The 20,954-nt window shown below is 68.1% G+C and carries 22 protein-coding genes; 7 read left to right on the forward strand and 15 right to left on the reverse strand.

The window, feature by feature from the left end; genetic code table 11:
- Positions 1-4: 4 nt before the first annotated feature.
- The 3 genes from GNX71_RS03185 (at position 5) to GNX71_RS03195 (ending at position 2,924) form a co-directional block, all read left to right on the forward strand.
- Positions 5-172 carry a hypothetical protein gene (locus tag GNX71_RS03185; RefSeq protein ID WP_206176988.1) on the forward strand — a complete coding sequence of 56 codons (168 nt, stop codon included), beginning with the start codon at positions 5-7 and terminating at the stop codon, positions 170-172.
- Positions 173-294: 122 nt separating this feature from the next.
- Positions 295-2,013 (forward strand): type VI secretion system-associated FHA domain protein TagH, encoded by a 1,719-nt coding sequence (tagH, locus tag GNX71_RS03190; RefSeq protein ID WP_206176989.1) that lies wholly within the window; start codon positions 295-297, stop codon positions 2,011-2,013.
- A gap of 86 nt (positions 2,014-2,099) precedes the next feature.
- Positions 2,100-2,924 carry a PP2C family serine/threonine-protein phosphatase gene (locus GNX71_RS03195; RefSeq protein WP_206176990.1) on the forward strand — a complete coding sequence of 275 codons (825 nt, stop codon included), beginning with the start codon at positions 2,100-2,102 and terminating at the stop codon, positions 2,922-2,924.
- A 54-nt stretch (positions 2,925-2,978) separates the two neighbouring features.
- On the opposite strand, the gene GNX71_RS03200 is transcribed toward GNX71_RS03195, so the two are convergent.
- From GNX71_RS03200 to tssA, 5 genes are all read right to left on the reverse strand, one after another.
- Positions 2,979-3,431 carry a hypothetical protein gene (locus GNX71_RS03200; RefSeq protein WP_206176991.1) on the reverse strand — a complete coding sequence of 151 codons (453 nt, stop codon included), beginning with the start codon at positions 3,429-3,431 and terminating at the stop codon, positions 2,979-2,981.
- A gap of 215 nt (positions 3,432-3,646) precedes the next feature.
- Positions 3,647-4,129 (reverse strand): type VI secretion system tube protein Hcp, encoded by a 483-nt coding sequence (locus GNX71_RS03205; RefSeq protein WP_206176992.1) that lies wholly within the window; start codon positions 4,127-4,129, stop codon positions 3,647-3,649.
- 136 nt (positions 4,130-4,265) lie between these two features.
- Positions 4,266-5,759 (reverse strand): type VI secretion system contractile sheath large subunit, encoded by a 1,494-nt coding sequence (gene tssC / locus GNX71_RS03210; RefSeq protein WP_206176993.1) that lies wholly within the window; start codon positions 5,757-5,759, stop codon positions 4,266-4,268.
- A gap of 42 nt (positions 5,760-5,801) precedes the next feature.
- Positions 5,802-6,317 (reverse strand): type VI secretion system contractile sheath small subunit, encoded by a 516-nt coding sequence (gene tssB, locus GNX71_RS03215; RefSeq protein ID WP_206176994.1) that lies wholly within the window; start codon positions 6,315-6,317, stop codon positions 5,802-5,804.
- A 78-nt stretch (positions 6,318-6,395) separates the two neighbouring features.
- Positions 6,396-7,418 (reverse strand): type VI secretion system protein TssA, encoded by a 1,023-nt coding sequence (tssA, locus tag GNX71_RS03220; RefSeq protein WP_206176995.1) that lies wholly within the window; start codon positions 7,416-7,418, stop codon positions 6,396-6,398.
- Positions 7,419-7,489: 71 nt separating this feature from the next.
- Here tssA and tssJ point away from each other — a divergent pair, with 71 nt between their 5' ends.
- Positions 7,490-8,002: a type VI secretion system lipoprotein TssJ gene (gene tssJ, locus GNX71_RS03225; protein ID WP_206176996.1), complete on the forward strand. Its 513-nt coding sequence runs from the start codon at positions 7,490-7,492 to the stop codon at positions 8,000-8,002.
- 17 nt (positions 8,003-8,019) lie between these two features.
- Here tssJ and GNX71_RS03230 read toward each other — a convergent pair whose 3' ends face one another.
- Both GNX71_RS03230 and GNX71_RS03235 read right to left on the reverse strand, forming a co-directional pair.
- Positions 8,020-9,168 carry a type VI secretion system protein gene (locus GNX71_RS03230; protein ID WP_206176997.1) on the reverse strand — a complete coding sequence of 383 codons (1,149 nt, stop codon included), beginning with the start codon at positions 9,166-9,168 and terminating at the stop codon, positions 8,020-8,022.
- Positions 9,165-10,490 carry a DotU family type IV/VI secretion system protein gene (locus tag GNX71_RS03235; RefSeq protein ID WP_206176998.1) on the reverse strand — a complete coding sequence of 442 codons (1,326 nt, stop codon included), beginning with the start codon at positions 10,488-10,490 and terminating at the stop codon, positions 9,165-9,167. The genes GNX71_RS03230 and GNX71_RS03235 overlap by 4 nt, the downstream gene beginning before the upstream one ends.
- 243 nt (positions 10,491-10,733) lie before the next feature.
- Between GNX71_RS03235 and GNX71_RS03240 the strand changes: the two genes are divergently transcribed.
- Entirely contained in the window at positions 10,734-11,426 is a 693-nt protein-coding gene (locus tag GNX71_RS03240; RefSeq protein ID WP_206176999.1) for a response regulator transcription factor, read from the forward strand.
- A 1-nt stretch (position 11,427) separates the two neighbouring features.
- Here the strand turns inward: GNX71_RS03240 and GNX71_RS03245 are convergent, their stop codons facing one another.
- Genes GNX71_RS03245 through GNX71_RS03275 form a run of 7 tightly spaced genes read right to left on the reverse strand, consistent with a single transcriptional unit; the run spans position 11,428 to position 17,201 of the window.
- Entirely contained in the window at positions 11,428-12,741 is a 1,314-nt protein-coding gene (locus tag GNX71_RS03245) for an MSMEG_0569 family flavin-dependent oxidoreductase (RefSeq protein WP_206177000.1), read from the reverse strand.
- A gap of 37 nt (positions 12,742-12,778) precedes the next feature.
- A complete protein-coding gene (locus GNX71_RS03250; RefSeq protein WP_206177001.1) occupies positions 12,779-13,063 on the reverse strand; it encodes an MSMEG_0570 family nitrogen starvation response protein in 285 nt (94 codons plus the stop codon).
- Positions 13,054-14,055 (reverse strand): sll0787 family AIR synthase-like protein, encoded by a 1,002-nt coding sequence (locus tag GNX71_RS03255; RefSeq protein ID WP_206177002.1) that lies wholly within the window; start codon positions 14,053-14,055, stop codon positions 13,054-13,056. The genes GNX71_RS03250 and GNX71_RS03255 overlap by 10 nt, the downstream gene beginning before the upstream one ends.
- Positions 14,052-14,612, reverse strand: a complete 561-nt coding sequence (locus GNX71_RS03260; RefSeq protein ID WP_206177003.1) for an MSMEG_0567/Sll0786 family nitrogen starvation N-acetyltransferase — start codon at positions 14,610-14,612, stop codon at positions 14,052-14,054. Before GNX71_RS03260 ends, GNX71_RS03255 begins: the two co-directional genes overlap by 4 nt.
- 2 nt (positions 14,613-14,614) lie before the next feature.
- The gene (locus GNX71_RS03265; RefSeq protein ID WP_206179328.1) at positions 14,615-15,685 is read right to left on the reverse strand and encodes an MSMEG_0568 family radical SAM protein; all 1,071 of its coding nucleotides are present in this window, start codon (positions 15,683-15,685) and stop codon (positions 14,615-14,617) included.
- Positions 15,648-16,703, reverse strand: a complete 1,056-nt coding sequence (locus tag GNX71_RS03270; protein ID WP_206177004.1) for a Nit6803 family nitrilase — start codon at positions 16,701-16,703, stop codon at positions 15,648-15,650. The genes GNX71_RS03265 and GNX71_RS03270 overlap by 38 nt, the downstream gene beginning before the upstream one ends.
- A gap of 15 nt (positions 16,704-16,718) precedes the next feature.
- Entirely contained in the window at positions 16,719-17,201 is a 483-nt protein-coding gene (locus GNX71_RS03275) for an MSMEG_0572/Sll0783 family nitrogen starvation response protein (protein WP_018904096.1), read from the reverse strand.
- Between the two features lie 354 nt (positions 17,202-17,555).
- On the opposite strand from GNX71_RS03275, the gene GNX71_RS03280 reads away from it, so the two are divergent.
- On the forward strand, positions 17,556-18,959 hold the full coding sequence (locus GNX71_RS03280) for a PLP-dependent aminotransferase family protein (RefSeq protein ID WP_206177005.1): 1,404 nt from the start codon (positions 17,556-17,558) through the stop codon (positions 18,957-18,959).
- On the opposite strand, the gene GNX71_RS03285 is transcribed toward GNX71_RS03280, so the two are convergent.
- Positions 18,895-20,163: an NUDIX domain-containing protein gene (locus tag GNX71_RS03285; protein WP_206177006.1), complete on the reverse strand. Its 1,269-nt coding sequence runs from the start codon at positions 20,161-20,163 to the stop codon at positions 18,895-18,897. The two genes, GNX71_RS03280 and GNX71_RS03285, sit on opposite strands and share 65 nt — an antisense overlap.
- 83 nt (positions 20,164-20,246) lie before the next feature.
- Between GNX71_RS03285 and GNX71_RS03290 the strand changes: the two genes are divergently transcribed.
- A complete protein-coding gene (locus GNX71_RS03290; RefSeq protein ID WP_206177007.1) occupies positions 20,247-20,948 on the forward strand; it encodes a phosphoglycolate phosphatase in 702 nt (233 codons plus the stop codon).
- Positions 20,949-20,954: the final 6 nt, after the last annotated feature.

The raw sequence follows: 20,954 nt of genomic DNA on the forward strand, positions 1-20,954 counted from the left end.
ATGCATGGCCGCCTCCTTCATCCTCGCCCTGTTCGCATTGGCCTTGTTGCTGGCGGCCGCCTGGCGCTTGCGGCACGGCGGTGCCGTGCGCGACCCCGCCACCCGCACCTGGCTCCTCATCGCCTTCATCTTCACCGCCGTCGCAGCCTGGCTGCAATGGCATACCTCTTAAGGCGAGATTGCCAACGTGCCCCCCGGAATGAATACTCCTTCTGAGTTTTTTCGCCCGCGCACGCCCTGCGCGCGCGGGCTGTGTTCGGGCATAGAAAGGCCTAGAGCCTCGGGGGCCGATTCATGATCCATATCGCTGTCATCACCCGGCAAGGCGCTCCGGCGGGGCAGCCCATCGCCGCCGACTTCGGGCCCAACGGAGGCACCATCGGCCGGGCCGACACCAACACGCTGGTGCTCGATGATCCCGACCGCACGGTCTCGCGCGTGCATGCCCAGGTGCTGTGCCGCGACGGCCAGTACTTCGTGATCGACCGCGGCAGCAATCCGCTGCAGTGCAACGGCGTGTCGCTCGGGTCGGGCAAGGAAGCGCCGCTTACCGACGGCGCGCGGCTGGTGGTCGGCAGCTTCGAGCTCAGCGTGCGCGTGACGGCCGCCGCGGCGCCGCCGTCGCTGGCGATTCCCAACACCATCATGTCGGCGCCCGCCGCCGCGCCGGCGGGCGGCACGGGTGACGATCCCTTTGCCGATCTGCTCGCGGGGCTCGGGTCGCCGCCGGCGGCTGCGCCCGCCGCGTCCGGTGCCAAGGCCGCTGCACCCGCCAGCGCCGACTCGCTGCTGTTCCCCGACCCGATGGAAACGGGCTCGCGCAACGCGCAGGCCGCGCAGGTCGATCCGTTCGCCAACCTGCTCGGGCCCACGCCGAGCTCCGCGCCGGCCGCGGGCATCGGTGCGCTCGACGATTTCTCCGACCTCGGCGCGCCGCCCGCGCACGGCAAGGCGTCCGGCATCGACGAGCTCTTCGGCGGCATGAACAGCGGCGGCGGCATCGGCGGCGACCCGCTCGCGCTGTCGCCGCTGGCCGATCCGCTGCTGCAGCCGAACACGGCGTCGTCCGCGGACCCGCTCGCCGCCTTGCAGAGCGCGGCACCGTCCACGCCGACGCCGCGCTCCGACCATTTGCCGATCGACCAGTTCGGCTTCACGCCGCCGAAGGCTGTGACGCCGCCACCACCACCGCCGCCGCCTCCTCCTCCCCCACCACCACCAACGCCCGCGCCGGTGGCCGCGGTGCCTGCAGAAGTGCTGCCGCAGTTCGACGACATCACGGGCCAGCCGATCCGCATCAGCGGCCCCGAGTTGGGCAGCAGGCCGCTGGAGCCGTTGCCTCCTCTGCCGCCGCCACCGCCTCCACCCGTTCAACGCGCGCCCGCACCGGCTGCACCCCGCGCCGAGCGCACGGCCACCGACGACGAACTGCTCGCCGCCTTTCTGCGCGGCCTGGCCAGCACGCACCAGCCGCCCGAGATGCTCACGCCCGGTCTCATGGAGCGCATCGGTTCGATGCTGCGCAGCGCCACCGAGGGCACGCTGCAGTTGCTGCTCACGCGCCAGGAGTTCAAGCGCGAGGTGCGCGCCGAGGTCACGATGATCGCGGCGCAGGCGAACAACCCGCTGAAGTTCTCGCCCACGGTCGAAGTGGCGCTCGCGCACCTGCTGGGTCCCGGCGTGCGCGGCTTCATGCCGCCCGAGGCCGCGATGCGCGATGCCTTCAACGACCTGCGCGCCCACCAGTTCGGCGTGATGGTGGGCATGCGCGCGGCGCTGGCGCACGTCATCACGCGCTTCGAGCCCGGCGAGCTCGAGAAGAAGATCAGCGCGAAGTCGGCGCTCGACGCCATCTTCGCGGCCAACCGCAAGGCCAAGCTCTGGGACCAGTTCGTGGCGCTCTACGGCGGCATCGCGAGCGAGGCGGAAGACGATTTCCACAACCTCTTCGGCAAGGCCTTTCTCGAAGCCTACGAAGAGCAGATGGCGCGCCTGAAGTCCGACGGACAGTGACGCGGAAGAAGAAAAGAAAAAAGCAGACGAACGACGACCTCGGTCGACGCCACCACAACACCCCCAGCACACGCGAGGCACCCCGCTTGGAAATCGAAATCGTCACGTTGTCCCGACAGGGCGGCCGCACCTACAACGAGGACGTGCATGGCCACTGGCATGACGAGCGCTACGTCGCCTGCCTGGTGGCCGATGGCGCGGGCGGCCATGGCGGCGGCGATGTGGCGGCGGCCACGGCGCGCAGCAGCGTGCTGGGCGGCTTCTCGGCGGCGCCGGGGCTGGACGAGGTCACCCTGCGCACGCTGGTCGAGCAGGCCAACCGCGACGTGGTGACGCGCCAGGCCGAGGGCGGCAAGCTCGCGGGCATGCGCTCCACCATCGTCTTTGCGGCGATCGATCTCGAAAACCAGGCGCTCGCCTGGGTGCACAGCGGCGACAGCCGCGCCTACCTGTTCCGCGGCGGTGCCATCGTGGCGCGCACCACCGACCACAGCCTGGTGCAGCAGATGGTCGCCGGCGGCATGCTCGACGAGGAGGGCGCACGCCTGCATCCGCAGCGCAACATGCTCCTGTCGGCGCTCGGCTCGATCGAGGAGGCGCCCGACATCGCGGTGTCCGACCGCATGCGCCTCGTGGCGGGCGACGTGCTGCTGCTGTGCAGCGACGGCGTGTGGGAGCCGCTGGGCGACGAATGCCTGGTCGAGACCTTGCATGCCTCGCGCACCCCCAGCCAGTGGACCGATCTGCTCGACGCGCAGATCAAGGCACACGCCAAGCCGGGCCACGACAACTACACGGCGCTCACGCTGTGGGTGATTCCCGGTGAAGAAGACGATGCGACGCGGCTGCTGCCGGTCGATGAGTCTGCGCAGCCCGGGGGTACCGGGGCAGGCAGGGAAGACGGAACCTAGAAACTGGAAACTGGAAAAACAGGGGCGGCCGGCCAACGGGGCCGGCCGGATGCCCTAGAGGTCGACGTTGATGTGCAGGATCAGCTCTTCCTCGTCGGTCTTGTCGAAGACCGTGGTCACGAAATCCTCGATGACCTGCGCCATGTAGATCACGACCTGGTCGCCGAGCTTGGCCGTCTGCCCACGCAGGGCATTGAGGAATTCGCTCTGGATCTGGCTCGAATCCTTGCTGGAATCGAAGAAGTACTTGAGCTTGATGTCGCCCTCGAGGAAAAGGGTGAAGTCCAGGCTGTAGGAGCAGATCGTGCCGAACCGCGCGTCGGCGATTTTCTTGAACTCCTGTTCGATCTGGGTGAGCGTTCCGTTCCGGGTGGTCTGCGAGGTCTTGTTCGCGAAGTTGTCCGCGAGCGCCACGGCTTTCAGCGCGATCAGGCTGCCTTCGGTCCACGCAGATCTTGACTGCTTGAAGCCATAGCTTCCGCGGGCTTTGAGTTCGAATCCGATCATCTCGGTCTCCTGGTCTGACGGCGGCAGCCACTGCCGCTGCGGCAGGCGCAAGGGCGCCGTGCCGAGCGCATGGGCTCGATGCCGTCGAGGGTTTGTTTGTTGTTGGGTGCCGTGGCGATGTGCCGCGGCCCTCCCCGTTGGCCAGGCGTTGTTGCCTGGAGGCGGGCTTCGCACCCGGCGGCGGACGCCGGGGGAAGCTCGACGCTGCGGTGGTGTCAGGCCTTCTCGTTGCCCACGATGTCCCAGCCGGTTTCCTTGACGGCGTCGCCGGAACCATCGGGCTTCTGCGGCGTGTACTCGTACTTGAACTTCGCGAAGTTCAGCGAGATGTTCTCGGTCAGGCGGTCTTCGCCGCCGCTGCCGCCGCTCGAGATGCTGCTGATGATGATCTTTTCCATCGTGATCTTGATGTACTCGAGCGGCGTGACGCCTGCCTTGCGAACGTACAGCGTGCCCGTCTTGATGTGACCACCGTTGCAGCAGTCGAGCAGCAGCTTGTGCGAGGAGGAATCGACGTACTTGGTGATCGAGAGATCCTGAATGCTCACCTTGCCGGAGCCCGAGCCGGAGCCCGTGTGGCTGCTGCCGGATTGGCTGGCGCCCCAGCTCCAGGCAAGAACGTCGATCTCCTTCTTGTGCTTGGCGTCACCGGATTCTCCTTCGATGCCGTCGAGCTTCAAAAACATATCTACAGCCATGATGCTTACCTTTCAGTTGTGTGAGTCAGAGAAAAAAGGGCTTCCGTGCGGTGCCTAAGCGTTGATGCCCGGGAGCTATCAGGAGAACGAGCAAGGGGTCCCTTTTTTCAAAGGCCCCGGAAGGCATATGCCTTCGTTACTTCCCGCCCTTGGCCGAGGGCAGCTTGGACACCAGCCGCAGCGACACCGTGAGGCCTTCGAGCTGGTAGTGCGGGCGCAGGAAGAACTTGGAGGAGTAGTAGCCGGGGTTGCCCTCGACCTCTTCCACCACCACCTCGGCCGCGGCCAGCGGCTTGCGGGCCTTGGTCTCTTCCGAGGAGTTGACGGGATCGCCGTCCACGTAATTCATGATCCATTTGTTGAGCCAGCGCTGCATGTCGTCGCGCTCCTTGAAGCTGCCGACCTTGTCGCGCACGATGCACTTCAAGTAGTGCGCAAAGCGGTTGCAGGCAAAGAGGTAGGGCAGGCGCGCCGCGAGGTTGGCGTTGGCGGTGGCGTCCGGGTCGTCGTACTCGGCCGGCTTGTGCAGCGACTGCGCGCCGATGAAGGCCGCGAAGTCGGAGTTCTTGCGGTGGATGAGCGAAAGCAGGCCCGCCTTGGAGAGCTCGGCCTCGCGCCGGTCGCTGATGGCGATTTCGGTCGGGCACTTCTGGTCCACGCCGCCGTCGTCGCTCGGGAAGGTGTGCAGCGGCAGGTTTTCCACCGCGCCGCCCGACTCGATGCCGCGGATGCGCGAGCCCCAGCCGTAGAGCTTGTACGAGCGGTTGATGTTGGTGGCCATCGCATACGCGGCGTTGGCCCAGGCGTACTTGCTGTGGTCGGCGCCGGCCGTGTCTTCCTCGAAGTCGAACTCCTCCACCGGGTTGGTGTTGGCGCCGTAGGGCGTGCGCGCGAGGAACCGCGGCATGCACAGGCCCAGGTACTTGGCATCGTCCGAATCGCGCAGCGAGCGCCAGCCGGCGTACTCGGGCGTGAGGAAGATCTTGGTCAGGTCGCGCGGGTTCGCGAGTTCCTGCCACGACTCCATCTGCATCAGGTTGGGGCTCGCACCGGTGATGAAGGGCGCATGCGCCGAGGCGGCGATCTTGGACATTTCGCCGAGCAGCTCGATGTCGGGCGGGCTCTGGTCGAAGTGGTAGTCGCCCACCAGTGCGCCGAAGGGTTCGCCGCCGAACTGGCCGTACTCCTGTTCGTAGATCTTCTTGAACATCGGGCTCTGGTCCCAGGCCGCGCCCTTGAACTTCTTCAGGCTCTTGGCGAGGTCCACCTTCGAGATGTCCATCACCCGGATCTTCAGGTGCTCGTCGGTCTCGGTGTTGTTCACCATGTAGTGCAGGCCGCGCCACGCACTCTCGAGCTTCTGGTAGTCGGGGTGGTGGATGATCTTGTTGACCTGCTCGGTCAGCTTGGCGTCGATCGCGGCGATCATGGCCTGGATCGACTTGGTCACATCCTTGCCGATGACGGTGCTGTTGCTCAGCGCCTGCTGCGCGAGCGTGAGCACGGCGGCTTCGACGGCGCTCTTGGCTTCGTCGCTGCGCGGCTTGAATTCCTTTTGAAGGAGCGACGAAAAGTCGCTGCCCGCATAGGCAACGTCCTTGAGTGCGCTCTGCTCGAGTGCTTCGGCCATGGTGGTTTCTCCTCGTGTACCGGTAGGTCAGGCGTTGGGTATTCAGGCGGCCGGCTTGCTGCCGTCCTCGGGCTTGGCGGTGGCCGCCAGCGACTGCAGGAGGGCCGGGTCTTCCAGCACCTTGGCCAGCAGTTCCTCGGCGCCGTTCTTGCCGTCCATGTAGGTCACCAGGTTGGACAGCTGCGTGCGTGCTTCGAGCAGCTTGTTGAGCGCGCCGACCTTCTTGGCGACGGCCGCGGGTGAAAAATCTTCCATGTTCTCGAAGGTGAGCTCCACCTTGAGCTCGCCCTCGCCGGTGAGCGAGTTCTCCACCGCGAACGCGGCGCGCGGCTTCATGGCCTTCATGCGCGCGTCGAAGTTGTCCACGTCGATCTCGAGGAACTTGCGGTCGGCCACGGGCGCGAGCGGGTCGGTGGGCTTGCCCGACAGGTCGGCCAGCACCCCCATCACGAAGGGCAGCTGGACCTTCTTTTCGGCGCCGTAGAGTTCGACGTCGTATTCGATCTGGACCCGTGGCGCCCGGTTACGGGCGATGAATTTCTGACTGCTCTTGGCCATGACGATGCTCCTTGCGGGGGTGAATGGGGTGGTTCAAACGACGACGACAACAAAAAATAGGAAGAAGAAAAAAGCAACTCACTCGGACGACCGCTTGCCGGTCACGGTCTCGATCGTGTCCAGCGCGCCGGGCGCAAGGTTCGCCATGATTTCGAGAAAGCTCACGCCGATGAGCTTCTTGGCGCGGTCGATCAGGAGCGGAGCGGGGTTGCCGGGCTCGGTTTGCTCGAGGAAGCGGATCACGCGGTCCAGCGTCTGCAGTGCGTCCTGTCGGTTCTGGATCTCGCCGCGCGTGGCACGGGAGGGTGCGGCATCGCCAGCCTGCGGGGCATTGCCCTCTGCGCCATCGGGTTCCACAGGGGCGCCGATGGCAGCGCTGCAGGCTTTCTGCAGCGTGCGGCCGATGGTGCGAAGCGGCGCCAGGTCGATCGCGTCGGAGTGGCCGGTGCGATCGACCAGCAGGGCCTGCAGCTTCTCGATCAGCGCAAGCACCCCGATGGCTGCCTGGATCTGCTCGGGCCGTTCGGCCTGGAGCGCCTCGAGGCCGCCGTGTATCTGTGCCGACGAATAGGTGGCTTCGCCGCCCACTGCATTCAATGTGTTGTTCGCGATCGCGATGTCGCGCACGCGGATGGGGCCCACGCCGGGGGCGATGCCGACCTGCGCGTCGTACAGGTCGCGCAGCACCATGCTTTCGTCGCTGAGCGGCGCCAGCGCGTTCAGGCGCATGGTCGGGTCGTTGTCGTCGTCGGCATCGAGCTTTGGATGTATGCCTTCCCAGAACCGGTCGAGCAGACCGGTGAGCAGCTCGAGCCCGGCGACGAAGCCGGTGAGGCCCTGCAGGCGCGTCGATGCCCGCAGCAGCAGCACCGCGGGGCGCACGTCCTTGCTCCTGCGCAGGAGCGCATCGGACTGCTCGGCCACCTGGCGCCACTCCGGCTCCACCGCGGGGATGACGGTGTCGCCGAACTGTTGTTCGGGTTTGCCCTGTGCGGACGTGGTGAGCGCGGTGAAGTCCGCGTCGTACTCCAGATCGTCCCCGCATGGCGATGCCTCGCCAATGGGCGTGAGCAGTGCTTCGACAAGTTCGTGAGTCAGCATGTTGCCTGTTCGAGTTCGCTGGTGATAATCAAAGATGCGTCAGGACCGGTCAATGCAACGAAGGGAATAGCATGCGCACGCTGGGTACACACCATTCGTCCTATGAAGGCTTCTTCGCTGCGGCATCGCGGCGCCGTGTGGCGGCCCTCGGGCTCGCCGTTGCGGGGCTTGTCCTCGCAGGCTGCGCGAGCAAACCGGTGGTCACGCCGGTGAGCATCACGCTCGTGGCCGGCGCCGATGCCAACCCTGATGCGCGCGGCCGCGCCTCGCCGCTCACGGTGCGCGTGTATGCGCTCAAGTCGCCGGGACCCTTCGAGGGCGCCGACTTCTTCTCGCTGTTCGAGAAGGACCAGGCCACGCTCGGCGCCGAGCTCGTGCAGCGCGAAGAAATGCTGCTTCGCCCCGGCGAAACAAAGAAGCTCGACCTCACGCTGCCCGCCGATGCCAAGTCCATCGCGGTGATGGCTGCGTTCCGCGACCTCGACCGCGCGCGCTGGCGCGAAGTGGTGCCGGTGACCACGGGCAAGCCGCAGACGCTCACGGTCAACTTCGGCGCGCGCCAGATCCGTATCGACGCGAAGTAAGGTCGGCGCGCCGTTCTTCATGGTGCACCTGTCGTTGTGTTCGACGACGGGCGCCCCGGCCGCACCAGCGGTTGATCGGCCGGCAGGAAGCGCTCGAAGAGATCGGTCACGAAGGCCCCGCCGCTCGCATCCGATGCGGCAGCCGTGAAATACAGGCCGCGCCACCGCGGCGCGCGCGAGCCCTTGCCGTGGCTCTCGAACAAGACCTCCGCCACCTCGTGCAATGCGGGCTGTAACCCTTGCACTGCGTCCACGAACCCATGGATCGCCAGCCGGGCCGCGGCCCCGTGCTGCTCGCGCAGCAAGGCCATGCGCAGGCTCTGCAGTTGCGCGGCGATCGGATCGAACAGCGCATCGAGCCGATCGCCGGCCGATGCGCCGGGCACGGCGAACGGGTCCGGCAGGCGATGGCCCAGCACTTGCGCCAGCACCTCGGGCGGCAGCGCGCCGCGCAGCGTGGCGTAGCCTGGCAGGTGCTCGAGGCCGGTGACGACGAGGTACACGGGCAGCTGCAGGCGCAGGGTGTCGCCCGCCTCGTCGAGCAGCCGGCGCATCTTCGCGGCAAGAGGGCGCAGACCGTCGGCATCCGCCTGCAGCAATGCGCTCGCGGAGAAGCACGCAACCACGCCGTTGAGCGGCAGGCGGTCGCGCCGTTCGGCCAGCGCCAGCAGCGCCTGTAGCCACAGGCCGCGCGTGCGAAGCGCACCGGCCGTGTCTCCGACCGCGGCGGGTTGCACTTCGATGGCCGCCACCGCGCCGGTCAGCCACCAGCGCCAGCAGGCCTCGTCGTCGGTTTCAGTGCTGGTGTCGCTGTCGCTGGTCCGCGCGAGACGCTTGCCATGTGCCGTGGCCAGCAGTCCGGGCAGGTCGGCCGCCGCATCGCCGAGGAACAGGAACCACGGCACGGGCGCCACCGGTTCGTGCGGCGAACGTGCGGGCCGCGGTGTCTGCCGCAGCGCCTGGCGTGCGCGCGCCATCGATTCGCGCAGGGCCTCGACGGCAGGCTCGTCGACCGGCGCATCGAGCGTCTCGATGCGCCGCAGCAAGGCACGCCGCCGCGCGCCGCGGCCCGCGTCGTGCACCATCGCGTACAGCAGCCCGAAGCCGAGCAGGCACAGCGCGAGCAGTACCCAGAAGAAGTGGGCGGGCGACAGCAGCGCGGTCATCGCGACACCGTTTCGAGGAACACGAAATCGGCGATCAGCCGCTCGCTGTTCTTGCTGGCCGCGATCGCTTCGCGCAGCCGCAGCAGGTAGGCCGAGGCCAGCTCGAACGGCGGGCGGTCGAAGGTCTCGGTGAACGGCACCGGCGCCGAGAGCACCGTGATCAGCACGCTGCCGAACGGCGGGCTCACGAGCCAGCTCGACGGGATGTCGCGGCCCATCTCCAGCGTGGCGCCGGCGCGCAGCGGCGTGGGCACCTGCCCGGCGTTCAGGTGCATGACCGAGCCGTCGGCCGTGTAGTAGTCGACCCAGATGTAGCTGTCGTGCCGCGGCGCCACCACCTGCACGCGCACGTTGTCGCCTTCGCGCAGCTGGTGGTGGCGGGCCGTGGGGGCGTCGATGTCCAGCCCGTGGTGCTTCTCCTGGTTGCGCGCCTGGTAGGGCTTGAGGATGGCGAACACCTCGCAGTGCGGCCACACCCGCAGGCCGACGTCGAAGCGCGGCGCGTTCACGCCCGGCATCGCGCTCACCTCGCGCGCCACGCGCGGCACGTCCTCGGGCAGCGAGACGAAGCCGCTCACCTGCGTATGGCCGTCCTTTGCGACCGAGGCCGAGAGGTCGGCGCAGGCATAGCTCTGCAGGTGCTGGTCGATGCGCTGGGCCAGCGCGGTCTGGGTCGTCGCCGGCCCGGAGGTCATGAGCCACAGCAGGTAGAGCAGGGGCAGCAGCAGGGCCAGCGCCGCGCTCGCGCGCAGCAATGCGCGGTCGCGCCGCTGCGTGTCGTTGGGACCGCGCGGGTCGGCGACGCCGTAGGGCTGCGGCGTGATGTGGTCCTGCACCAGGCTGCCGAGCGGCAGCGGGCGCAGGCGCAGCTGGCGCCCGTGCAGGTCCTTGAGCTTGCCGAGCTCGCCGTGGTCGCCGTCCTCGAAGTAGTACTGGCCCTTGAAGCCGTGCGCGAGTGCGTGCCAGTAGACCTCGCGCACCTCGTCGTCCTGCGCGGTCAGCGCCGAGAGGTGATGAAAGAATTCACTGTGCGCGTTGTTGGAGTTGAAGAGCTGCACCTGCAGCGGTGCGGCGCTGGCCTCCGCGCCGGGGTGGCGGGCCAGGATCTCGTCGATCCACGCCACCATCGCGAACACCGCGGATTCGACCTGCGCTGCGGGCGTGCCCGAAGCCTCGGCCCGGGCGCGTGCCGCATCGAGCAGGCGGCGCGCCTGTTGTTGCGCCGCGTCGTGCGAAAGTGCGGGCCGGCCGGCCGAGATGGATGCGTCCAGCGCGAGGCCGAACGAGATGAAGGTCGAGAAGCAGTCGAGCAGCCGGGCCATGGACGTGCCCGCTCAATCGTGCATTGCGAAGGATGCGTTGCACCGGCGTCTGCATCGATGGCACATGCCCATGTCCCCGGTTCCTTCGAGTGGAGGTTCATTCTTCCAAAGGGGTCCCGGCGGGCGCCATACCGCTTGGGGTCTATGCCGTTGGTGGGGCCGGGCGGCCTTGCTGCGCGGGGCAATCGCCGTTATCTTCGGCAATCGCTGACTTCCACGCAGCTGGAACAACGGAACCAAGCCATGAAAATCCTGATCGCCGACGACCACCGGCTCGTCATCGAGGCGGTCAAAGCCAAGTTGTCGGAGCTCGAGCCCGGCATCGAATTCGTCCTGGCGATGAGCGTCGACGAATTGCTTGCAGGCGCGAACGACGACCTCGACCTGGCCCTGATCGACCTGAACATGCCCGGCGCGGACGGCCAGGCGCACATCGACGAAATCCGACGGCGCCATCCGGCCGTGCCGGTGATCGTGCTGTCGGGCTACGAAGACCCGGCCATCATGCGCAGCGCGCTCGAACGCGGTGTGCTTGGATTCATTCCAAAAGCTTACTCACCGGAAGTCATGCTCTCGGCCGTGCGCCTGGTGCTGGCGGGTGGCGTGTACGTGCCGCCGATGATGCTGACGGCGCTGCCGCCGGGCATCGTGGCCGGCGTGGCGCCGCAGGCCGGCGGCACCGAGGTGCTGACGCGTGGCGGCGGCGGCGCCGGCCAGACGCTCGAGCACCTGCGCAGCGTGCTGACCGAGCGGCAGGTCGAGGTGCTGCAGCTGCTCTCGCAGGGCAAGCCGAACAAGCTGATCGGGCGCAGCCTGGGCATCAGCGAAGGCACGGTGAAGATCCATCTGGCCGCGATCTTCCGGGCGCTGAATGTGCGCAACCGGACAGAGGCGGTGGTGGCTGCGCAGGCGCTGACCGAGGCGCAGCAGGCCTGACCTAGGCGGCGCGCAGCGCGGGAGGCGACGATGTCTCCGTTGGCTCGCTGCGCAACCCCGCCTTTCTCTCTTCGATCGCCTCGGCAAGAAACTCCGCGTCGCGCGCGACACCCGAGAAGCGACCCGACCCCCAGGTGTGCAGCCACGGCAGGCCGAGGAAATACAGGCCCGGCTCGTTCGTCACGCCACGCCGGTGTACCGGTGCGCCGCGGCCGTTGAAGACCGGGGCATCCACCCAGGCGAAGTCGGGCGAGAAACCGATGCACCAGATCACGCTCGTGATGCCCGCCGCGGCGAGGTCGAGCCGGGTGCGTTCTTCAGGTGGCTCCCACACGGGCGTGTAGACCGAGGGCGGCGGTGCTTCGATGCCCTGCGCCGCGATGAACTTGTCGATCGATGCGTTGATGCGGTTGTAGGTGTCGTCGGCGCTGTCCAGGTGCTCGCGCAGGTTGGGCTGCAGCTCGAAGCTGCCATCGTCGAAGCCGCTCAAGAGGCCATAGAGTTCCATGCCTTCGTTCGCAAAGCGGCGCAGATCGATGTCGCGCCCGCCGTCGCGGCCGGTCACATAGTGGTTGGTGTTGTCGCGCACGCCTTCGCGCAACGGATGCTCGGTGACGGGCATGTCGTAGTACTTCATGTCGGCGAGCCAGTCCACCACCTCGCGGCCGCGGTAGAAGCGCGCGCAGCGCGGTGCGTTGCCGGTGGCCAGGTGGACCTTGCGGCCCGCCAGGTGCAGGTCTTCGGCGATCTGCGCGCCCGACTGGCCGCAGCCCACCACCAGTACCGCGCCTTCGGGCAGTTGTGCCGGGTTGCGGTACTGCGCGGAGTGGTACTGCGCGACGGTGGCCGGCAGCTTCTCGGCCAGGCGCGGCACGATCGGGCGGTGGTAGCCGCCCGAGGCCACCACCACCTGGTCGGCGGTGTAGAGGCCGGTGTCGGTCTGCACGATGAAGCGGTCTCGCTCTCCCGTGCCCGGCACGCGCGATACGCGCTCGACGGTGACGCCCTCGATGGACGGCGCCTTGACGTGCGCGACGAAGCCGGCGAGCCAGTCGTTGATCTGGTCCTTGACCATGAAGCCGTGCGGATCGCTGCCCAGGTAGCTCCAGCCCGGCAGCTGGCACTGCCAGTTGGGCGTGACGAGGCAGAACGAATCCCAGCGCTGGGTGCGCCATGTGTGCACGAGGCTGCGCTTCTCGATCACGAGATGGTCGATGCCGCGCTGCTGCAGGCAGTGGCTCAGCGACAGGCCGGCCTGGCCGCCGCCGACGATGACGACGCTGTAGTGGCTGCGTCCGCCGTAGGGATAGGACATGGGGGTCTTCTTTCTTTCTCTCTGGATGTAGATGGCGTCAGTCGACGGCGACGACGGTGACCTGGGCATCGGCGACGCCGGTGAAGCGGGTGGCGATGCGCTCGATTTCGGCGAGCTGGTCCATGGCCTGCGAGCACGCGAAGCCGTACCTGGCACGCACGCGTTCGGAGGCGATGCCCAAGGCCTGGCGGGTGCGCTGGAGAAATTCCTCGAGCGCATAGCGTTCGCCGGGCGCGAAGAATTCCTGCACCACCGACGAGGGCGAGTAGCAGCGCGTTTCGCTGGCGTCGGGCCAGCGCACGTGGAAGTGCATCACTGGCATGCGAGCACCTCTTGCGGTGGCTGGATGAAGGCGTCGCTGCCGAAGTCCCACAGCAGGGCTTCGTCGCCGCCCGCCTGCAAGCGCACCTGTCGCGTCGCATCGACCTCGCCGATCACGGCGCAGGCGATGTCGCGCGCGGCGAACCGGCTCATCACCGGCGCGATCTGCGAGGGCGGCACGCTGAGCACGAAGCCGTAGCTCGGAAAGGACGAGAGCCAGCGCAGCAGCGGCACGCCGTCGGGACGCGGCAGCGCATCGAGATCGACGCGCGCGCCCACGCCCGAGCACTCCAGCAGCATCATCGCCGTGCCCACCGCGCCGGCCATGCTGATGTCCTTGGCCGCGCGGCACAGGCCGTCTTCGGCCAGCGAGGGCAGCACCTCGAGGTCGGCGCGCAGCCGCGCGGCCGGCGCGGTGGTCGATGCGTTCCAGTACGGAAAGGGTTCCTCGTAGGCGCCGCGCAGGTCGGCCGCCATCACCAGCAGGTCGCCGGGCCTCGCATCGAAACTCGTGAGCAGCTTGCGTGCATGGCCGAGGATCGCGACCGCCAGTTGCGGCCGCTCGCTGCGGTTGTTGCTGTGGCCGCCGACGATGGGCACGCCATAGCGCACGGCCGCTTCCGCCAAGCCGCGCAGCACATCGTCGGCAGGATTCATGCCGGTGCTCCACAGCGCATCGACCACGGCAGTCGGGCGACCGCCCATGGCGTAGATGTCGCTCACGTTGACCATCACGCCGCAGTAGCCCGCGAACCAGGGCATGCGCACGATGAAGTCTTCGACCAGCCCCTCGATGGCGAACAGCAAATAGCCGCCATGGCCATCGGGAATGGCGGCGCAGTCGTCGCCGATGGGCACCGCCTGCGCGAGCGCGGCATGGCCGCCGGGCAGCGACCGGCCGAGCGCGGAGACCACGTCGCTGATGTCGCGCTTGTGGGCGAAGCCGCGCGTGGCGCGCAGGGCCTCGGCGATCTCGTGCACGCTGCTCGTCATGCCAGCACCTTCGCGCGCGTGACGAAGCCGCTCACCGGATCGTGGCAGGGCGGGTACCAGCCGAGGTCGGCCTGCATGCGCGCATGCGGCCGGCCATGCACGGTGGTTTCTTCGATCAGCTGCCAGCCGAGCTTGCGGAACAGCGGCACGTTCTGCATCTGCACCTGCGCGAAGAACGCCTCGCAGCCCAGCGCGTTGGCGCGCGTGACGGCCAGCCGGATCAGCGTCACGCCCAGGTGGCCCTGGCTGCGGAACGCGGGGTGCACGGCAAGACGGGAACCCCACCACTCGCCCTCTGCCTCGCCGCGATGGATGCGCACCGTGCCCACCACCTGCTCGGGCATGCCGCCGTTGCACGACATCGCGACCAGCAGCTGCGAGCGGTCGTCCGTCGCATCGCGATCGTCGCGCGCGAAGATGCCCTGCTCGATGCAGAACACCGCGCGGCGCAGCGCCATCGCCTCGTCGCGCTCCCATTGCTGCGTGGCCTCGCGCACAAGGTATTCGACGGGCGCGTAGTACAGGTCGAGTTCACTCAGGTCGTCGATGCACAGCATGGTCAGCTTTCGTAGACGGAGAGCGACGAGCAGGCGCCGCACTTGCCGCAGCCCGCCTTGATGTCGGCCGAGCGCAGGCCCGCGGCCACCACGCGCTCGCCGAGCGGCGCGAGCAGCGACTTCATGAATTCAGGCGTAGGGGCAGGGTGGTCTTCGAGCGGCGTGCCGCTGATCGGAACGAACGGCACGACGAAGGGGTACACGCCGCGCAGGAGCAACTGGTCGCAGATGTCGAGGATCGCCTCGCGCGTGTCGCCCAGGCCGGCCAGGATGTAGGTGCTGACCTGTCCGCGCCCGAACACGCCGACGGCCGCTTCGAAGGCGCTCATGTAGCGCGAGATCGGCACGCTGGCCTTGCCCGGCATGAGGCGTTCGCGCACCTCGGGCGTCACCACTTCGAGGTGCATGCCGAGCGTGTCGATGCCCGCGGCCTTCATGCGGTGGAACCACTGGTCGTCGTCGGGCGGCTCGCACTGGCCCTGGATCGGGATGTCGACCGCGGCCTTGATCGCGAAGGCGCTCTCGCAGAGGATGGCCGCGCCGCGATCGGTGGCATTGGGCGTGCCGGTGGTCATCACCATGTGCTTGACGCCATCGAGCAGCACGGCGGCGCGTGCCACTTCGGCGAGCTGCTCGGGCGTCTTGCGCGCGATGGTGCGGCCGGCTGCGAGCGACTGGCCGATCGCGCAGAACTTGCAGCTCTTCTTTCTGCTTTCGTAGCGGATGCAGGTCTGCAGCACCGTGGTGGCGAGCACGTCGCTGCCGTGCAGCGTGGCGATGTGCGAATAGGGCACGCCGTCGAAGGTCTGCATCGCGTAGAAGCGCGGCTGCTTCGGGAAGCTGATGCTCGCGATGGGAATGCTGCCGCGCATCACGCGGCTCATGCCCTCTGCATCGGGCGCCTCGGCAGTGAAGGGCGAGTGCCAGGCGGTGGAGGTGTGGACGGGCACCATGATCGTGTGGCCGTCCACCGTCACCGCCTTGTGGTCCGAAGGGCCCGCGCCGCCGCGGCGGCTTGCAACGCCCGCCGAAGGATCAACCAGCCGCAACCCGAAGGACTGGAGCTCGGTCATCAGTTGCCGGCTGTCTTGCTGCGTCGTCGTGGTGGTGGTCATGTTCCGGGCTCCGTGGGGCAAGGGGTTGGGGTTGCGTGAGGTGCATTGGCACGGTCGTCTCTGCCGGCCGGTCGTTGATGGCGAGCGACAGCAGCTCAGGCCGCGCGTAGTGGCCGACCGAATCCATCATTCGCTTGCGCTTGGCGATGAGCGCCATGTCCATGTCGGCGATCACCATGCCTTCGCCCTCGGTGAGCGGCGGCGCGAGGTGCTTGCCTTCGGGCGAGACGATGGCGGTGTGGCAGCCGCCGCGCAGCGCCTTCTGCAGGTTGGCGTCGGGCGTGACCGAACGGATCTGCTCGTCGGTGAGCCACCCGGTGGCGTTGACCACGAAGCAGCCCGATTCGAGCGCGTGGTGGCGGATGGTCACTTCCATCTGCTCCGCGAAGATCGGCCCGACCAGCGAGCCGGGGAACTGCGCGCAGTGGATTTCTTCGTGCTGCGCCATCAGCGCGTAGCGCGCGAGCGGGTTGTAGTGCTCCCAGCAGGCGAGCGCGCCGACGCGCCCGAATGCCGTGTCGACCACCTTCAGGCCTGCGCCATCGCCCATGCCCCAGACCATGCGCTCGTGATAGGTCGGCGTGATCTTGCGGCGCTTGAGCACGAGCGTGCCGTCGGCATCGAACACCAGTTGCGTGTTGTAGAGGCTGCCGTGGTCGCGTTCGTTCACGCCCAGCACCACGACCATGTGGCGCGCGCGGGCCCGTTCGGCCACGGCCTGCGTGACCGGCCCGGGCACAACCACCGCGCGCTCCACCAGCTGCAGGTGCGGTGCCCCTTGCAGCACTGGCGGCAGCACGAAGCTGAAGTACGGGTAGTAGGGCACGAAGGTCTCGGGAAAGACCGCGATCTGCGCGCCCTTGGATGCGGCCTCGTCGATGGCGCTGCACACCCGGTCGAGCGTGCCGTCGGGGCGCTCGAAGTCGGGCGCGATCTGGATCGCCGCGGCACGCACGATGCGGGGTGGGGAAGCCATCGCTCGGGTCCTGCCTTACAGGGTCCAGGTGTCGAGGATCACCGCACCGGCCTTCTTGTGCAGCAGCACGAGGTCGAGCACGTCGAGCGGGTTGATCGGCGTGATGCCCTCGATCAGCGCGCCTTCGCCATGGCCGTACAGCGCCTGCAGCGCGAAGCGGCAGGCGTAGACCTTGCCGCCTTCTTCCATGAACTTGCTGATCTGCTTGTTGAAGTTCTGATGGCCCGGAAAGGCCTCGTCGCCCAGCGTCGGAAAGCCGCGCTGCACGCCCAGCGTCACGCCGGGGCCGTAGAGCAGCACCGAGGTCTCGTAGCCCTTGCGCCTGAGACGCGTGGCCTGCAGCAGGTTGACGAAGCCGATGGAGCCTTCGAAGGCCACGGTGTGGAAGGTGACGAGCGCCTTCTCGCCGGGCTCGGCCTTGACGTCTTCGAACACCTTCTCTTCGTAGTCGACGAGGAACTCGCCTTTCTCGTTGCGGGGGCGGGTGACTTTGGGCATGGGGACTCCGGTTGGGTGGTTGGACACGCAGGTCTTGCGTGCTTTTCCTTCGCAGGCGATGTGCCAGCGTCCGGGCGGGTCGGTGCGATCAACGCGCGATCAATGCGCAGTGGTGCGGCCCGCGTGCGGATAAAAAAATTTCAGATGGCCGCAAAGGCGGGCCTGCACGTGGTCGGGTGAATGGTTTTTGCACCGGGACGACGCATTCGCCGTGCAATCAATGCACCCGATCAATGGGGTTGATCGCACCTGATCGAAGCATCCGGCCCCTGCGCCCGCGCTCTGGGCCGGGCGCGATTCATGCATGTTGATCGGTGGCCCGATGCAATCAATGGATGCAATCAACTCCACACGATGACCACCATCACCGCCCACTGGCGCAAGCAGCTGCGCAACAGCGACAGGCCCGCCTACCTGCTGCTGGCCGAGCTGATCGCCGACGACATCAAGACCGGGCGCCTGGGCGTGCGCGACCGGCTGCCCACGCTGCGCGAGCTCGCCACCGACCTGGAGCTCAACTACACGACGGTGGCGCGTGGCTACGCCGAGGCGCGCAAGCGCGGGCTCATCGATTCGCGCGCGGGCACCGGCACCTTCATCCGCTCGGGCAGCCCGAGCCTGCGCCTGCGCGGCGGCAGCGGCGCCGAGATGACGATGAACATGCCGCCCGAACCCGACGACGAACACCTGATGGCGCGGCTGCACGAGAGCGCAAGTCGCGCCTTCGCCGAGATCGACTTCCACGACCTGCTGCGCTACCAGGACTTCGGCGGCACCGCGCACGACCGCGAGGTGGCGATGCAGTGGCTGCGCCCGTTCGTGCCGCATGCGGGCGTGGACCGCATCCTCGTGTGCCCCGGCATCCACGGCGTGCTCACCGCGCTGTTCTCGCAGCTCGCGCGGCCGGGCGAGCTGATTTGCGTGGAGTCGCTCACCTACCCGGGGGTGAAGGCCATCGCGGCGCAACTGGGCGTGCAGCTGCATGCGCTGCAGCTGGACGACGACGGCCCCATCGCCGATGCCTTCGAGCACGCCTGCAAGACGCTCAAGCCCAAGGCGCTGTACTGCAACCCGACGCTGCTGAACCCCACTGCCGGCACCGTGTCGCGCGCGCGGCGCGAAGCGCTGGCCGACGTGGCGCTGCGCTATGCGATTCCGATCATCGAGGACGACGCCTACGGCATGCTGCCACGCCAGACGCCGAGCGCCATCGCCACGCTCGCGCCCGCGCTCACCTACTACGTGAGCGGGTTCTCCAAATGCTTCGGCGCGGGGCTGCGCAGCGCGTACGTGTGCTCACCGACGGTGGTGCAGTCGCAGCGCCTGGCCGGCGCGATGCGCGCGACGACCGTGATGGCCTCGCCGATCACCAATGCGCTCACGACGCTGTGGGTGGAAGACGGCACCACCGAGGCGATGCTGCAGGCGGTGCGCGCCGAATCGGTGGCGCGGCAACTGCTCGCGATGCGCCACCTGGGCGACAGCGGGCTGCAGGCGCATCCCGAAGGTTTCCACGCCTGGCTGCCGCTCACGCCGGGGTGGAGCCCGGTGGAGTTCGCCTCGTACCTGCGCACGCAGAACGTGGGCGTGGTGGCGAGCGCGGCCTTCTCCACCGATGGCGATCCACCGGATGCGGTGCGCATCTGCCTGGGCGGGCCGATGTCGCGGGAGCAGTGCGATCAGGCGCTGCGGCTCATCGCCGATACGCTGGCGCACCCGCTGCATCCGCATGCGACGTTGCGCGCGGGCGGTGGATGAAGCCTTGTGACGGGGCGATCCATTCGATGGCGTCGTTTGTGCCGGTGGTCGTCACGTCGGGGCCGGTGAAAAGCATTCGCTCTTCGACCAGCAGGAAGCTTGGCGCACCGCCGTCGCTCTTCAACATCCGAAGCGTGGCGCCACCGAGGTCGAGCGTGCCGCCCGGCCAGTCGGATTGCGCCGTGACGGTCCAGCGAACAGGGCCGGGCGCGGCGGCGCGCAGGGCGTCGTCCAGCGGCGCGGGGCCGATCGATGCCCAGCCTTCCGATCCGCCGACAAGGTAGCTGTTGTCGCCGGCGCTGCCCACCACGCGAATCACCCTGTCTGACAGCCGCGTGACGAGGCCTGCTCCGAGCGCGTAGCGCGCATCGCCACGGCCCTCAGGATCGAGGTGGCCGATCTCGTCATACGCAGGCTCCTCGATGTTCACCGCGCGACGGCCCTCGGGGCCGTCCGCGAGCCTCGGCATGTTCAGCGGGATCTCGCGCAGCTGCCGCGCATGCGCCATGAATTCGTCGGCGCGGTTGAACACGTCGAGCTGCTGCAGCACGCGCCGCGTCACGTTCATCAGCTTCAAGCCGCGCGCCGGGTCCAGGGCATCCGCGGGCCGCAGCCACATCTGCTCGACGGTCTCGCGGCCGTCCGGGTGCACCTCTTGGCCGGCAGGCATCAGCGCGACGAAGAAGCGCGTGTCGAAGCGGCGCGGCATGCCGGGCGGCGTGAGCCAGTGGCCGAAGTAGACGACGCGGTCGCCGGCCAGGCGCCAGTTGCGCTGGCCGCACATGGCGAGCAGTGCGCCGGTGCCTTGCTCGGCGGCATCGCGCATCGCAGTGAGTTCGCCCGCGGGCAGGTCGACCAGCCGGACCGGGAGGTTCGCCGCGTCGTTCGCGAAAAGAAGGCCGGCCTCTTCGAAGCATTCGCGGATCGCAGCCGCGTAGAAGTCGAGCCCGCCTTCGGGCACCGCGAGGCGCGCGCTCGCCGCGGCATCGTCCAAGCCAGCGCACAGCGGGTGCAGGTGGCGGTCGTGCGCATCGACCACGCCGCCGGGGAAGACGCTGGCGCCGCTGTTCTGGTCATTCGCTTTTTCGGCGCGGCGCAGCATCAGGGCTTCGAGGCCCTCGCTGCCGTCGCGCAGGACAACCAGCGTGGCGGCGGTGCGGATGGGGCGAGGGGCAGGGATGGGGGCGGACGTCGTGGCGGTCATGCGGCGTTATTGTGTCCTTCCGGACGAGGCAGAATGCGCGCCTCGTTCGCGCTCCCGATCCATCCAAAGCCAGGCTGCTTGTCTTGAACTCCCTTCGCACAGACCTTTCCCGCTTCGACGCCGCCATCGTCGACCTCGACGGCACCATGGTCGACACACTCGGCGATTTCGCCGAGTCCCTGAACCGCATGCTGCGCGACCTCGACCTGCCGCCCGTTGCGACCGCCGCCATCGAGTTGATGGTGGGCAAGGGCTCCGAGCACCTGATCCATTCGGCGCTCGTGCATGTCATGACGCCCGCCGGCGCGGCCGATGAAGCGGGCGTTCAGGCCAGGGCGCAGGCGCTGTTCGATCGCGCCTGGGAGCGCTATCAGCACCACTACCTGGCCATCAACGGCCAGTATTCGGCGGTGTATCCGGGTGTGATCGAGGGACTGGAGGCGCTGCGCGCCCGCGGGCTTCGGCTGGCCTGCCTCACCAACAAGCCGTCCTCATTCGCCAAGCCGCTGCTGGCCGCGAAAGGGCTGGACGGCTTCTTCGAACTGGTGTTCGGCGGCGATGCCTTCGAGCGCAAGAAGCCCGATCCGCTGCCGCTGTTGAAGACCTGCGAGGCGCTGGGAACCGAGCCGGCGCGCACGCTGATGGTCGGCGACTCGAGCAACGACGCCCGCGCGGCCCGGGCGGCCGGCTGCCCGGTCGTGCTCGTGACCTACGGCTACAACCACGGCGAGCCGGTGCGCGGCGTGGATGCGGACGGGTTCGTGGATTCGTTGGCCGATCTCTGACGGCCA

It is taken from the genome of Variovorax sp. RKNM96 (assembly GCF_017161115.1).
GTDB lineage: Bacteria > Pseudomonadota > Gammaproteobacteria > Burkholderiales > Burkholderiaceae_C > Variovorax.